Genomic DNA, 14,960 nt, shown 5'->3' on the forward strand with positions numbered 1-14,960 from the left:
GCAACACTAAAACCCGGAACCGCAGAAACAGCGCCCGCATAAAAAAGCCCCGGTCACTGACCGGGGCTTTTGGTTTTATCGCCTGATGGCGTTACGACGCCGAACGCACCGCGCCCTGTTGGGCATTGTTCGGTTGCAGCTTGAACAGGTAGAACAGCGCCGTCAGCAGCACCAGGAACGCCGGCCCCACATACAGCGCCACGCGGGTGTCCGGGAAGTAGGCCATCAGCCCCACCACCAGCACCAGGAACGCCAGGGCCAGGTAGGAGCTGACCGGGTACAGCCACATGCGGTACTTCAGGCCGGCACGTTCCGAGGCGCTCAGGCCTTTGCGGAACTTGAGCTGGGCCAGGAGGATCATCACCCAGGTCCAGATCGCACCGAAGGTGGCGATGGAGGTCACCCAGACGAACACTTTCTCCGGCACCAGGTAGTTGAGCAGCACGCCCAGCAGCAAGGCGAAGATCGACAGCAGCAGCGCGCGACGCGGCACGCCGTTGTTCGAGGTCTTGGCGAAACCGGCCGGGGCCTGGCCGTTCTGCGCCAGGCTGTAGAGCATACGCCCGGTGCTGAAAATGCCACCGTTGCAGGACGACAGCGCGGCTGTGATCACCACGAAGTTGATGATGCCGGCGGCGGTCTTGATGCCCAGGCGCTCGAAGGTCATCACGAACGGGCTGCCCTGGGTGCCGATTTCGTTCCACGGGTAGATCGACAGGATCACGAACAGCGCGCCCACATAGAACAGCAGGATGCGCCAGAACACCGAGCCGATGGCGTTGGGAATGGTCTTCTGCGGGTTGCGCGCTTCACCGGCGGTGAGGCCGATCATCTCCACGCCCAGGTAGGCGAACATCACCATCTGCAGGGACATCAGCACGCCGGTCACGCCGTTAGGCATGAAACCGCCGTGGGTCCACAGGTTGGAGATGCCCAACGCCACGCCGTCATTGCCGAAACCGAAGGCAATGATGCCGACGCCACCGATGACCATGGCGATGATGGTGACGATCTTGATCAGGGCGAACCAGAACTCGAACTCACCGAAGGCCTTGACCGCGATCAGGTTGATCGAGCCCATGCTCACCAGGGCCGCCAGGGCCCAGATCCAGCGCGGCACATCGGGGAACCAGATGCCCATGTAGACCGCCACCGCGGTGATTTCCGCGACGCAGGTCACCAGCCACAGGAACCAGTAGTTCCAGCCGGTGAGAAAGCCCGCCAGCGGGCCGAGGTAGTCTTGCGCGTAACGGCTGAAGGAACCCGCGACCGGGTTATGCACGGCCATCTCGCCGAGGGCGCGCATGATCACCAGAATCGCCAGGCCGCCGAGAATGTAGGACAGCATGATGGCCGGGCCGGCCATTTCGATGGCCTTGGCCGAACCGAGGAACAGGCCGACGCCGATACAGGCGCCAAGCGCCATCAAGCGAATATGCCGTTCGCCGAGTTCGCGTTTCAGCGGGCCGCCTTGAGCGGTCTCGCCTTGGGGCAGGTGGTTGCCAACTGGCATAGGGATACAACCTCATCTTGTTATTGGATATGAGCCACCGAGTCTGTGAGGCACGGACGGATAACCCGTGCCAACCAGATTGGATCGACCTTGTGGGCCGACACGTCTTGTAGGACAAATCCTGCAAGATCAGTGGGGCGTGCAGTATAAAAAGCTGACGACAGGCTTTTTCACTCTATAAACAGCTAAATTTAGAGAGAAATCTCGGTATTTTCGGGTTTTACCGAGTGGCATTACCTGGAATTTTCGCCGTTTGTCATTTTTGAACGGCGCCGAGTATTGCACAGCCATGGTGCAGCGTCATGCCCCTACCTAGGACCTATTTACTGGTCGCGATGGCTCTATCTCAAGCTTCTTTCGCCTCGCCCATGCCCTGTAGGAGCGAGCTTGCTCGCGATAAACCCGAGGGCGCCGCGATGCTTTGGATACACCGAGCCATCGTTGACGACCATCGCGAGCAAGCTCGCTCCTACAGGGGGAGATGAATGCTTTCAGGTCGCGCACAAATTTTTCACCATTGCCTACCACCGTCTAAGCTTCAGACAAGTCCGATCAATCTGCGTGAATGGATCAGTCGACTATGGGTGCTTTGCGACAGACCGATTCGAGTAAAAAAGTAGTGCCAACTGATCGCGTGGAAGAAGCGCCTATCCCTGAGAAATCCCATTCAAGCCGGCTTTGGTGGCGGCTGTTCTGGCTATTGCTGCTGATGGCGCTGGTCGCCCTGGGCTTTGCCGCGTCCAAGGAAATGCGCACCTCGAAACTGCAGGCGCGCGAGCTCAGCAAGTTCGCCGCGGACCTGAGCTACTCCATGGCGCCCGGCCCCAGCGATGCCATCGTCTACCCCGGCGCCGGGCCCTTCGACAAGCGCCTGGGCTACAGCGCCCTCGATGATTTCCTGGCGCGCCTGCTCAAGCGCGGTTACGTGGTGGAGGCCCAGACCCGCTTCTCCCCCGCCTTGATGAACTACAGCGAAAACGGCTTCTTCGTACCCTATACCGAGAAGATTCAGGCCGGGTTGTCGATCACCGATTGCCGCGCGGCGCCGCTCTATCAATTCAAATACCCACAGCAGCTCTATTCGAACTTTGCCGCCATCCCGCCGGTGATGGTGCGCAGCCTGCTGTTCATCGAAAACCGCGAGTTGCTCGACCCCGACCAGCCCCTGGCCAACCCGGCGGTGGACTGGCCGCGCTTCGCCAAGGCCGCCTGGTCGCAAGTGGCCAAGCTGCTGCACCTGCCAGGGCAGACGGCGGGCGGCAGTACCCTGGCGACCCAGCTGGAAAAGTACCGGCACTCGCCGGACGGCCTGACCGTGTCCGGCGCGGAAAAGATCCGGCAGATGATTTCTGCCAGCGTGCGTGCCTACCAGGGCGGCCAGCAGACCCTCGAGGCCCGGCGGCGCATCATTCGCGACTACCTCAACAGCGTGCCGCTGTCGGCCGTGCCCGGCCACGGTGAAGTGCATGGCATGGCCGAAGGGCTGCGGGTCTGGTACGGCGCCGACTTCACCCAGGTCAACGAGCAACTGGCGAGCACCGCCAGCGATCCGCAGAGCCTGGCGCAACGCGGCCTGGCCCTGCGCCAGGTGCTGTCGTTGATGATCGCCCAGCGCCGGCCTTCGCATTACCTGTCCAAGGGCCGCCGGGAACTGGCCGAACTCACCGACAGCCATATCCGCCTGCTGACCCAGAATGGCGTGATCGATACGCCGCTGTCCGAAGCTGCCCTGGCCAGCAAGGCCACCTTCCGCGACTGGGTGCAGCAACCGACGATCCAGCCGATCGAAACCAACAAGGGCATCAGCGTCGCCCGCAGTCGCCTGGCCGGCTTGCTCAACCGGCCGCTGTACGACCTCGATCGCCTCGACCTGTCCGCCACCAGCACCCTGCAAAGCGACCTGCAACGCCAAGCCACCGAGTACCTCAAGCACCTGGCCGACCCGGTGTTCGCCGCCGAGATCGGTCTGCTCGGCGAACGCCTGCTGACACCGACCAGCACCACCCAGGTGCGCTACAGCTTCACCCTGCTCGAGCTGACGCCGGACGGTTCGCGGGTGCGGGTCCAGACCGACAGCACCGACCAGCCCTTCGACATCAACGAAGGCAGCAAGCTGGAGTTGGGCTCCACCGCCAAGCTGCGGGTCCTGACCACCTACCTGCAGATCATTGCCGAACTGTACGAGCAGTACGGCGCCGAAACCCCGGCGGTGCTGAAGAAAGTCGAGATCGCCGAACAGGACCGCCTGAGCCGCTGGGCCGTGGACTACCTGATCCAGAACAGCGACCGCAGCCTGCCGAAAATGCTCGAGGCGGCCCTGGACCGCAAATACTCGGCCAGCCCCGGCGAGAGTTTTTTCACCGGCGGCGGGCTGCACACCTTTCATAACTTCCGCAAGGAAGACAACGGCCGCATACCGACCCTGCGCGACGCCCTGCGCGAGTCGATCAACCTGCCCTTCATCCGCCTGATGCGCGACCTGGTGCGCTACAGCACCTACGCCGGCCCGAGCAACAGCGCCAACCTGCTCAAGGACGACGGCGACCCGCGGCGCCAGGAATACCTGGCCAAGTTCGCCGACCGCGAGGGCACTTCTTTCCTCCTGCGGTTCTGGAAGAAATACCGCAACAAGGACACCCAGGCGCGCCTGGACACCTTCCTCGACAGCATGCACCCGACGCCGATCCGCCTGGCGGCCGTGCACCGCTACCTGCTGCCGGAAGCCAGCCAGGAGAGTTTCAACAGTTTCGTGCGCTCGCACCTCAAGGGCGCCAAGCTCACCGAGAAACTCACCGACGAACGCCTGGACAAGCTCTATTACAGCTACGGCCCCGGCTCCTACGACCTGCCCGACCAGGGCTACATCGCCAAGGTGCACCCGCTGGACCTGTGGCTGCTCGGCTACCTGCTGAACCACCCCGACGCCAAGTTCAGCGAGATCGTCAAAGCCAGCGAATTCGAGCGCCAGGAGGTCTACAGCTGGTTGTTCAAGAGTCGGCACAAGAGCGCGCGGGACAGCCGCATCCGCACCATGCTGGAGATCGAGGCGTTCCTCGACATTCATCAGCGCTGGCAGAAAGTCGGTTATCCGTTCGACCACCTGGTGCCCTCGCTGGCGACCGCCATCGGCAGTTCCGGCGATCGCCCCGCGGCGCTGGCCGAACTGGTCGGCACCATTCTCAATGACGGTGTGCGCATGCCGACCCTGCGCATCGACAGCCTGCACTTCGCCGCCGATACGCCGTATGAAACCAAGCTGGTCAACGACCCGGCCGAGGGCAAGCGGGTGATGCCTTCTGAAGTGGCCACGGCGCTGCGCGGCGCCCTGTCGCAAGTAGTGGATGCCGGTACCGCCAAGCGCCTCTCCGGCAGCTTCAAGCTGGCCGACGGCACCCCGCTGGCCATGGGCGGCAAGACCGGCACCGGCGACAACCGTATCGAGGCCATTGGCTCCGGCGGACGGATCCTCAGTTCGAAATCCATCAACCGCACCGCCACCTTTGTGTTCTACATCGGCGAACACCACTTCGGCACCCTGACCGCCTATGTGCCGGGCGTCTCAGCGCAAGCCTTCAAGTTCACCTCGGCCTTGCCGGTCCAGGTGCTCAAGGGCATGGCGCCGATCCTCACGCCGTACCTGCAACCGGGCAGCAATACCCAGTGCCTGGGCAGCCTGGCCCAACGCTGAAACCTCCCCCCGCAACGTAGCCGCCTGTAGCCGCTGCCGAGGCTGCGATCGGCTGCGTAGCGGCCGCAAACCGGGCAACCCCGTGGCTCCAGGTATCTCTGCGGAGGCCGTTTTGCGAGGACTGCGTCCTCGATCGCAGCCTCGCAGGCTCGGCAGCGGCTACGGACTGTCTCGATTCTCGCCCTCTACGACAAACGGCTGGTGCGGCCAGCACGGAAGTACTTGCGCGGCCTTTAAGATATATCTTAAGTTATGTCTTAATCGCATAGGAGAAAGAGAAAATGAGAGAACACCAGCACCCCCACCGTGAGTACGGCGACGGCCACGACGGTTTCGAAAAACGCCCCGGGCGCGAACGCGGCGGCCGTGGCCCGCGGGTCTTCGCCCCCGGTGACCTGAAGTTGCTGTTGCTGGCGCTGATCGCCGAGCAGCCGTGCCACGGCTACGACCTGATCCGCCAGATCGAAGGCATGTTCGATGGCGCCTACAGCCCCAGCCCTGGCGTGATCTACCCGACCCTGACCTTCCTCGAAGAGAGCGAATTGATCAGCGGCGACGCCGAAGGCGGGAAAAAACGCTACAGCGTGACCGAGGCCGGCCGTCTGTCCTTACAGGACCAGGCGATTGCCCTGGATGGCGTGCGCATGCGCATCGACGTCAGCAAGCGCTCGCTGCGCGGCCACGATCGCCCGGCAGAAATCCACGAGGCGGTGCACAACCTGCGCCACGCCCTGCAGATGCACCACGGCCGCTGGAACCCGCAAGAAATACTGCGCGTCCGCGACCTGCTGAACAACACCGCCCGCGCCATCGTCGACGGCCCGGCCAACCCTTCTGCTCAGGAGTCAGCTGAATGACCGCAGACACTTCGCCATCGATTCATCGGGTCAGCCACGAGATCAAACGCCGCCGCCTGGAAGTGCTGCGGGTGGTCGACCTGACCCCGCGCATGCGCCGCATCACCCTGGGCGGGCCGGAACTCGCCGGTTTCATCAGCCTGGGCAGCGACGACCATATAAAGCTGCTGTTCCCACAGAACGCCGAACAGCAGGCGGCCCTGGAGACCCTGGTGCTGGGCCCGGGCAAGGACAACGGCGCGATGCCGGCCATGCGCGACTACACGCCACGGCGCTACGACCTGGACATCGGTGAACTGGATATCGATTTCGTGCTGCACGGCGACGGCCCTGCCTCGACCTGGGCCGAGCAGGCCAAGCCCGGGCAGTTCCTGCATATCGGCGGGCCGCGCGGCTCGATGATCGTGCCGGACATCTTCGACAGCTACTTGCTGATCGGCGATGAAACCGCGCTGCCGGCGATTGCCCGGCGCCTGGAAGAATTGCCGGCCGGGCGCCGGGTGCTGGCGGTGATCGAGATCCAGGACGCCGCCGAGCGCCAGGTGCTGCAGAGCGCGGCGCAGGTCGAGGTGATCTGGGTCGAGCGCGACGGCGGCCAGCAGGACCTGATCGGCACCGTGCGCGGGCTGCAGGTGCCGAGCGGCAAGCTGTACGCCTGGGTGGCCACGGAAAGCAAAGTCTCGCGGCAGATTCGCCGGGTGCTGCTGGACGAGCACCGGCTCGACGACGAGTTCGTCAAGGCCGCCGGTTATTGGCGCCTGGACAGTAGCGAAGAAGATTAAGCGGCGGCTTTGTCGCCTTTCGCGGGCAAGCCTCGCTCCTACGGAAAATGAATGACTGTGTTCCACTTGAATTCTGTAGGAGCGAGGCTTGCCCGCGATGACACCCTTCCAGTCACCGCATACTCAAGCCCGGCGCCGCCCCAGCCAACGATCCAGCCCGACCATCCCCAGCGCCACCAGCACGAACCCCGCCAGAATCCCCAGCGCATTCACGAACGCCTGCGCATAGCCCAGCTTGCCCACGTCGACAAAAGGATAGGGATACAGCCCCAGCACGTGCCCGCGCAGCAGCACATAAGCGAAGTACAGCAGCGGGTAGAGCATCCACCCGGCGACATGCCGCAGCCCCAGGCGCCCCTTGGGCACACAGCACCACCAGTAGACGAGAAACAGCAGCGGCATCACGTCGTGCAGCAACTCGTCCGCCACCAACTGCCAGCCCTGGGGATGCCACAGGTGACGCAGCAACAGGCTGTACGCCAGCCCCACCACCACAATGCTGACCGCGATACCGCTGCTGACCCAGGGTTGCAGAAAGAACCGCTGCCCGCGCGAGCTGCGCAGGTTCAAGGCGCAGGTCAGCACCACCGACACCAGGGTGTTGGTGAGCACGGTGAAGAAACTGAAAAAGTTGATCAGCCCGCCCAGCAGGCTGGCGTCCACCGTCCAGCGCAGATGGAGGATCAGGTACAGCTGGATCGTCAGCCCCAACCAGCCGAGCAACGCGGCCAGCGCGGTGAACAGCCGTTTGCCGCCTGAAGGAAAAACCGGCTCGACAGCCATCGAAGGTCCTTAGAGCGGGCGTTTGGTGCGCTGCAATTTCACGTACAGCTGCTCGACTTTCTCCCGCGCCCAGGGCGTCTTGCGCAGAAAGGTCAGGCTCGACTTGATGCTCGGGTCGCTCTTGAAGCAACGGATATCGATGCGCTCGGCCAACCCCTGCCATTCGTAGTGTTCCACCAGCGCCTTGAGGATCTGTTCCAGGGTGACGCCGTGCAGCGGGTCGTTGTTCGTTGCAGTCATGCCGGGCCTTTGAGCAAGAGAAAAAGGAAGTCGCGCACCTTAGCCGAGGGTTCGATCCGGTGGAAGGGCGAACACTCATCAACTGTAGCCGCTGCCGCAGGCTGCGATAGCGCCGAAGGCGCTCATGCACCTGAGATCGCCGCGAGCGTTCCGCTCGATCGCAGACTGCGGCAGCGGCTACATCGGAACGAATGCCCCTCTCTCCTGAAAAAGTTCCTTTCTTTTTGCGTCGAAAGAGATGTTATATTGTATCAATACAAAACAAACCCCTGATCCAGACACCTCGCCGTGTCACGCCTGTTCTCTTTTGACTCAAAGCGCACAGCCTCGCGCTTGCCAAGGAATGACCGATGTCCCTCTCTGCCCACCGCCCTTCTCGCTCCTTACTCTGGCGCCTGACGCCGCTGTCCGCCGCCTTGCTGTTCGCCTCCCAGGCCCACGCCCTGGAGTTGCAACCGCAGGTCATCACCGCCAACCCCCTGGGCAGCCAGCAAACGGCAGCGCCGAGCACGGTGCTGGAAGGCGACGAGCTGACCCTGCAACAACAAGGCAGCCTCGGCGAAACCCTGAATAAACAGCCGGGCGTGTCCTCATCCTACTTCGGCCCGGGCGCCAGCCGGCCGATCATTCGCGGCCTGGACGGCGATCGCATTCGCCTGCTGCGCAACGGTGTCGGCGCCCTGGATGCGTCGTCGCTGTCCTACGACCACGCCGTGCCGCTGGACCCGGTCAACGTCGAGCGCATCGAGATCGTCCGCGGCCCGGCCGCCCTGCTGTATGGCGGCAGTGCCATCGGCGGCGTGGTCAACACCTTCGACAACCGCATCCCCACCGCAGCCATCGAAGGCATCCACGGTGCCGGTGAATTGCGTTATGGCGGTGCCGACACCACCCGCAGCAGCGCGGGCAAGCTGGAAGCCGGCAACGGCACCTTCGCCTTGCACCTGGACGCCAACTCGCGGCAGTTCAACGACCTGAAAATCCCCGGCTACGCCCGCAGCCGCCACGCCCCAGCGAGTGAAGACGGTGACGGCAAAAAGGGCCGCCTGGGCAACAGCGACGGCCGCCAGGACGGCGGTGCCATCGGCGGTTCCTACACCTGGGACGACGGTTACGCCGGGCTCTCCTATAGCAACTACGACTCCAACTACGGCTCGCCCGCCGAAGACGACGTGCGCATCCGCATGAAGCAGGATCACTACGCCTTCGCCTCGGAACTGCGCAACCTCGACGGCCCTTTCAGCTCGCTGAAGTTCGACGCCGGCTACACCGATTACGAGCACCGCGAAATCGAAGGCGGCGAGACCGGCACCATTTTCAAGAACAAGGGTTATGAAGCCCGGGTCGAAGCGCGCCACCAGCCCCTCGGCCCGCTCAATGGGGTGATCGGCACCCAGGTCAGCCGCAGCGAGTTTTCCGCGCTCGGCGAAGAAGCCTTCGTGCCCCAGACCGATACCGACAGCGCCGCGCTGTTCATCCTCGAAGAATTGCAGGCCACCGAGCGCCTGAAACTCAGCCTCGGCGGGCGCCTGGAACACACCCGCGTCGACCCGGACAGCAAAGGCAACGAGCGCTTCAGCCAGGCCGACAGCTCCAACAGCTTCACCGCCGGCAGCCTGTCGTCCGGCGCGGTCTACACCCTGACGCCGATCTGGTCCGTGGCCGCCACCCTGGGCTACACCGAACGCGCGCCGACCTTCTACGAGCTGTATGCCAACGGCGCCCACGTGGCCACCGGCACCTATGAAGTCGGCGACGCCAACCTGTCGAAAGAAAAAGCCGTGTCCAGCGACCTGGCCCTGCGTTTCGACAACGGCACCCACAAAGGCAGCGTCGGGGTGTTCTACAGCCACTTCTCCAACTACATCGGGCTGCTCGGCAGCGGGCGCACCCTCAACGATGAAGGCGAGGAGGACGCCGGTGGCATGCCGGAATACACCTACTCCGGGGTCCGCGCGCGGTTTGCCGGGATAGAGGCCCAGGATCACTGGAAGCTCGGCGAAAGCGCCTACGGCAAGTTCGCCCTGGAACTGTCCGGCGACTACACCCGCGCCAAGAACCTGGACAACGGCGAAGCCCTGCCACGCATCGCACCGCTGCGCCTGAACAGCGGCCTGCTGTGGGAGCTGGATCGCTGGCAGGCACGCATCGATGTCGAACACGCCGCCAGCCAGCGTCGTGTGCCGGACAACGAAAGCGGCACCGACGGCTACACCACCCTGGGCGCCAGCGCCGGTTACCACTTCGACATCGGCAGCAGCCAGTGGCTGGCCTTCGTCAAGGGCGAGAACCTGACCAACCAGACCGTGCGCTACGCCAGCTCGATCCTGCGCGACATCGCCCCGGCCCAGGGGCGCAGCATCGAGGTCGGCTTGCGCACCACCTTCTGAGGCTCTGACCCGCGACGGCCTGCAACGGGCCGTCGCGCCACGGCTTTCCTGGCGTTCACCGCGCCAGCAGGCCCTGTGCTCCAGGCGGCGAGGCAGTACTGTTACCGAATCCGAAATGATTCATGTCAACAAAAGCCCTTTCTCTCGCCTGGCCCCTGATTTATTCTTCGCGCCGCTCAAGCTGAATCCTTTAATCCTGCCCTTTGAATCAGCTGTATTAACGTGCTCGCACTGCCGCGAACCGAGCCACGTCGAGCCTTTGCTTGCCTGCCCATTTCCCTGAATAAGACCAAGATTTCACCTATGCCAGACGTTCAAACCTTTAAAGACAGCGCTGTCTCTCGCCCTGCCGCCCTGCACCAAACCATGACCCTGCTCGGCGCCCTCGGCCTGGCCACCTGCGCCCAGGCCGCGCCGGCCTTCGACAGTGAGTCCCCGTGGATGCTCGGCGACTGGAATGGCAACCGCACCGAGCTGGCGAAAAAAGGCTACGACTTCAAGATCGACTTCGTCGGCGAAATGGGCGCCAACCTGCATGGCGGTTACGACCATGACCGCACCGCGCGCTTCAGCGACCAGTTCGCCTTCGGCAGCCACCTGGACCTGGACAAGATCCTCGGCTGGAACGATGCCGAGTTCCAACTGACCATCACCAAGCGCGACGGCGACAACATCAGCAACGACCGCATCAACGACCCGCGGGTCGGTGGCTTCACCTCGGCCCAGGAAGTCTGGGGCCGCGGCCAGACCTGGCGCCTGACACAGATGTGGTACCAGCAGAAATTCTTCGACCAGAAGCTCGACATCAAGGTCGGCCGGTTCGGCCAGGGCGAAGACTTCAACAGCTTCCCCTGCGACTTCCAGAACCTGGCGTTCTGCGGCTCCCAGGTCGGCAACTGGGCCGGCAGCGTCTGGTACAACTGGCCGGTCAGCCAGTGGGCGCTGCGAGTCAAATATCACCTGACCCCTGAGCTCTACGCGCAGATCGGCGCCTTTGAACAGAACCCGTCCAACCTCGAGCGCGGCAACGGCTTCAAGCTCAGCGGCAGCGGCACCCAGGGCACCCTGCTGCCGGTGGAGCTGGTGTGGGCGCCGAAGCCGGGCGGCCTGCCGGGTGAATACCGCGCCGGTTACTACTACAGCAGCGCCAAGGCCAGCGACGTGTACAAGGACAGCAACGGCCAGCCGGCGGCCTTGAGCGGCGAGGCCTATCGCAGCAGTTCGAGCAAGCACGGCCTGTGGCTGGGCGCGCAACAGCAAATCACCAGCCTGGCCAGCGACCACTCGCGCGGCTTGAGCCTGTTCGCCAACGCGACGATGCACGACAAGAAGACCAACGCCATCGACAACTACGTCCAGGCCGGCCTGGTCTACAAAGGCCTGTTCGATGCACGCGCCAAGGACGACATCGGCTTCGCCATGGCCCGGGTCCACGTCAACCCGGCCTACCGCAAGAACGCCGAAGCGACCAACCAGGCCAACCTCATCCAGGACTACGACAACCCGGCCTACCTGCCGCCCCAGGACACCGAATACAGCGCTGAGCTGTACTACGGCGTGCATGTCACTAATTGGCTGACCGTGCGCCCGAACCTGCAATACATCCGCCACCCGGGTGGCGTGGACAAGGTCGACGACGCGCTGATCGGCGGGATCAAGATCCAGAGCTCGTTCTGAGGCGCACCGGCAACGCGCCCAATCTGAATAAAACTGTTTTTCCCAAACACTGCTGAACCATGCCCGCGCTTGATCGTCATCTACAGTGAACAAGCGCGGGACTACCTTAAACGTCACGGAGAACCACACTATGAGCACTGATGGTGCTTCAAGTCCGAGCCGCCTGCTGCCGAGCCTGCTCGGTATCTTGCTGCTGCTAATGGGCCTGGCCATGCTGGCCGGGGGGATCAAGCTGAGCATGCTCGGCGGCTCGCTGTACTACCTGTTGGCCGGTATCGGCCTGATCATCAGCGGCATCCTGCTGCTGGCCGGTCGTAGTGCCGCGCTGCTCGTCTACGGGGTGGTGCTGTTCGCCAGCTCCGTCTGGGCACTGTGGGAAGTCGGCCTGGACTGGTGGCAACTGGTGCCACGCCTGTCGCTGTTCTTTGCCCTGGGTGTGGTTCTGCTGCTGCCGTGGTTCCGTCGTCCGCTGCTGCGCAACGGCCCGGCACCTGTGAGCACCGCGGTACTGGGCGTGGCCGTGGTCCTGGCCGGTGGTGCTGCGATCAACAGCCAGTTCACCCATCCGGGCGAGATCTCGGGCGAACTGGGCCGTGCAAGCGCCGACACCACCAGCGCCGCGCCGACCATGCCCGAAGGCGACTGGCAGGCATATGGCCGCACCGAGTTCGGCGACCGCTACTCGCCGCTGACCCAGATCACTCCGGCCAACATCGGCAAGCTGCAGGAAGCCTGGCGCATCCGCACCGGCGACATGCCGACCGCCAAGGACCCGGTGGAAATCACCAACCAGAACACCCCGCTGAAGGTCAACGGCATGCTCTATGCCTGCACCGCCCACAGCCAGGTGCTGGCGCTGGACCCGGACACCGGCAAGGAAATCTGGCGTTTCGACCCGAAAATCCAGGGCCCGAACGGCGATGACTTCCGTGGCTGGGCACACATGACCTGCCGCGGCGTGTCGTACTACGACGAAGCCAGCTTCAACAAAAGCGACGCCATCAGCACTCCGGCCAGCCTCTCGGCCGCCGGCCAGGCGATCGCCGCCAGCTGCCCGCGTCGCCTGTTCCTGCCGACCGCCGACGCGCGCCTGATCGCGATCAACGCCGACACCGGCAAGGTCTGCGAAGACTTCGGCAACAAAGGCGCCGTGGACCTGAAGGCCGGTATCGGCCCGTTCACCCCGGGCGGCTACTACTCGACGTCGCCGGCCGCCATCACCCGTAACCTGGTGATCATCGGCGGCCACGTGACCGACAACGAGTCGACCAACGAACCGTCCGGCGTGATCCGCGCCTTCGACGTGCACGACGGTCATCTGGTGTGGAACTGGGACGCCGGCAACCCCGACGTCACCACGCCGCTGCCGGAAGGCCAGACCTACACCCGCAACTCGCCGAACATGTGGTCCCTGGCCAGCGTCGACGAGAAGCTGGGCCTGGTCTACCTGCCGCTGGGCAACCAGATGCCTGACCAATGGGGCGGCAACCGCACCGCGGGCGCCGAGAAGTTCAGCGCCGGCACCGTGGCCCTGGACATCGACACCGGCAAGCTGCGCTGGAACTACCAGTTCACCCACCATGACCTGTGGGACATGGACGTGGGCAGCCAGCCGACCCTGGTGGACATGAAGACCGCGGACGGCATCAAGCCGGCGCTGATCCAGCCGACCAAGCAAGGCAGCCTGTATGTGCTGGACCGTCGCGACGGCACCCCGATCGTGCCGATCCAGGAAGTACCGGCGCCGGGCGGTGCGGTCGAAGGTGACCACACCGCGCCGACCCAGGCCCGTTCGGACCTGAACCTGCTGCCGCCGCCGCTGGAAGAAAAAGGCATGTGGGGCGCCACGCCGTTCGACCAGATGCTGTGCCGCATCCAGTTCAAGGAACTGCGCTACGAAGGCCAGTACACCCCGCCGTCGATCCAGGGCAGCCTGGTCTACCCGGGTAACGTCGGTGTGTTCAACTGGGGCAGCGTGTCGATCGACCCGGTCCGCCACCTGCTGTTCACCAGCCCGAACTACATGGCCTTCGTTTCCAAGCTGGTGCCACGCGCCGAAGTCGCCGCTGGCAGCAAGCGCGAAAGCGAAACCTCCGGTGTGCAACCCAACACTGGCGCGCCGTACGCGGTGATCATGCATCCGTTCATGTCGCCGTTCGGCGTACCTTGCCAGGCCCCGGCCTGGGGCTACGTGGCCGGTATCGACCTGACCACCAACAAAGTGGTGTGGAAGCACAAGAACGGCACCAGCCGCGACAGCTCGCCGGTACCGATCGGCCTGCCCATCGGCGTGCCGAGCATGGGCGGCTCGATGGTCACCGCCGGTGGCGTGGGCTTCCTCAGCGGCACCCTGGACCAGTACATCCGCGGTTATGACGTGAACAACGGCAAGGAACTGTGGAAATCCCGCCTGCCAGCGGGCGGCCAGGCCACGCCGATGAGCTACACCGGCAAGGATGGCAAGCAGTACGTGCTGGTGGTCGTGGGTGGCCACGGCTCGCTGGGCACCAAGATGGGCGACTACATCATCGCCTACAAACTGTCGGAATAAGCCTTACCGGCGGTGAATGAAAAGGCGGCTACCTGCGGGTAGCCGCCTTTTTTTGTGGGTGGCGTTTGGAGGGAGTTTCTTCGGCCTTTCATTTTTGTATTGCCCGGCCTGACGTCATCGCGAGCAAGCTTCGCTCCTACAAGGACGGTGCAATACCTGTAGGAGCGAGCTTGCTCGCGATAGGGCCCGCCCAACCACCACCAGCCTCCCGGGCGATAACGATTCATGTAGCCGCTGCCGCAGGCTGCGATCGGCCAGCACGGCCGTGGCGTTCTGAAGTCCGATGGAGGTTTGGCGCAAGATCGGGAACCAAGGTCCTGCGGACCTTATCGCAGCCTCGCGGGCTCGGCAGCGGCTACAGGGCCAATGTCACGCCAAAATCGGTGGTGGCGTCGAACGGCAATCTCAAGGCCGATAGAGATTCGTGTAGCCGCTGCCGCAGGCTGCGATCGGCCGGTACGGCCGTGGCGTTCTGAAGG

Annotated in this window: 9 protein-coding genes; 6 read left to right on the forward strand and 3 right to left on the reverse strand. The window is 63.9% G+C overall.

Annotated elements, in window-relative coordinates; genetic code table 11:
- Positions 1–91: 91 nt before the first annotated feature.
- Positions 92–1,513 (reverse strand): amino acid permease, encoded by a 1,422-nt coding sequence (locus tag AC07VU_RS14940; RefSeq protein ID WP_007923136.1) that lies wholly within the window; start codon positions 1,511–1,513, stop codon positions 92–94.
- A 580-nt stretch (positions 1,514–2,093) separates the two neighbouring features.
- Here AC07VU_RS14940 and AC07VU_RS14945 point away from each other — a divergent pair.
- The 3 genes from AC07VU_RS14945 (at position 2,094) to AC07VU_RS14955 (ending at position 6,840) form a co-directional block, all read left to right on the forward strand.
- Positions 2,094–5,201 (forward strand): transglycosylase domain-containing protein, encoded by a 3,108-nt coding sequence (locus AC07VU_RS14945; protein WP_274304509.1) that lies wholly within the window; start codon positions 2,094–2,096, stop codon positions 5,199–5,201.
- 281 nt (positions 5,202–5,482) lie between these two features.
- A complete protein-coding gene (locus tag AC07VU_RS14950; RefSeq protein WP_495030075.1) occupies positions 5,483–6,058 on the forward strand; it encodes a PadR family transcriptional regulator in 576 nt (191 codons plus the stop codon).
- Positions 6,055–6,840, forward strand: a complete 786-nt coding sequence (locus AC07VU_RS14955; RefSeq protein ID WP_274304510.1) for a siderophore-interacting protein — start codon at positions 6,055–6,057, stop codon at positions 6,838–6,840. Before AC07VU_RS14950 ends, AC07VU_RS14955 begins: the two co-directional genes overlap by 4 nt.
- A gap of 123 nt (positions 6,841–6,963) precedes the next feature.
- On the opposite strand, the gene AC07VU_RS14960 is transcribed toward AC07VU_RS14955, so the two are convergent.
- Positions 6,964–7,623, reverse strand: coding sequence for a Pr6Pr family membrane protein (locus AC07VU_RS14960; protein WP_457274772.1), 660 nt, complete (start codon positions 7,621–7,623; stop codon positions 6,964–6,966).
- A gap of 9 nt (positions 7,624–7,632) precedes the next feature.
- Complete coding sequence (locus AC07VU_RS14965; protein WP_007923118.1) at positions 7,633–7,863, reverse strand: VF530 family protein; 231 nt, start codon at positions 7,861–7,863, stop codon at positions 7,633–7,635.
- Between the two features lie 350 nt (positions 7,864–8,213).
- Here AC07VU_RS14965 and AC07VU_RS14970 point away from each other — a divergent pair, with 350 nt between their 5' ends.
- The 3 genes from AC07VU_RS14970 (at position 8,214) to AC07VU_RS14980 (ending at position 14,481) form a co-directional block, all read left to right on the forward strand.
- Positions 8,214–10,253 (forward strand): TonB-dependent receptor, encoded by a 2,040-nt coding sequence (locus AC07VU_RS14970; RefSeq protein WP_457274773.1) that lies wholly within the window; start codon positions 8,214–8,216, stop codon positions 10,251–10,253.
- A gap of 303 nt (positions 10,254–10,556) precedes the next feature.
- Complete coding sequence (locus tag AC07VU_RS14975) at positions 10,557–11,930, forward strand: carbohydrate porin (protein WP_274304513.1); 1,374 nt, start codon at positions 10,557–10,559, stop codon at positions 11,928–11,930.
- Positions 11,931–12,060: 130 nt separating this feature from the next.
- Positions 12,061–14,481 (forward strand): glucose/quinate/shikimate family membrane-bound PQQ-dependent dehydrogenase, encoded by a 2,421-nt coding sequence (locus AC07VU_RS14980; protein WP_495030076.1) that lies wholly within the window; start codon positions 12,061–12,063, stop codon positions 14,479–14,481.
- Positions 14,482–14,960: the final 479 nt, after the last annotated feature.

It is taken from the genome of Pseudomonas sp. GW821-FHT02B10 (genome assembly GCF_059421865.1).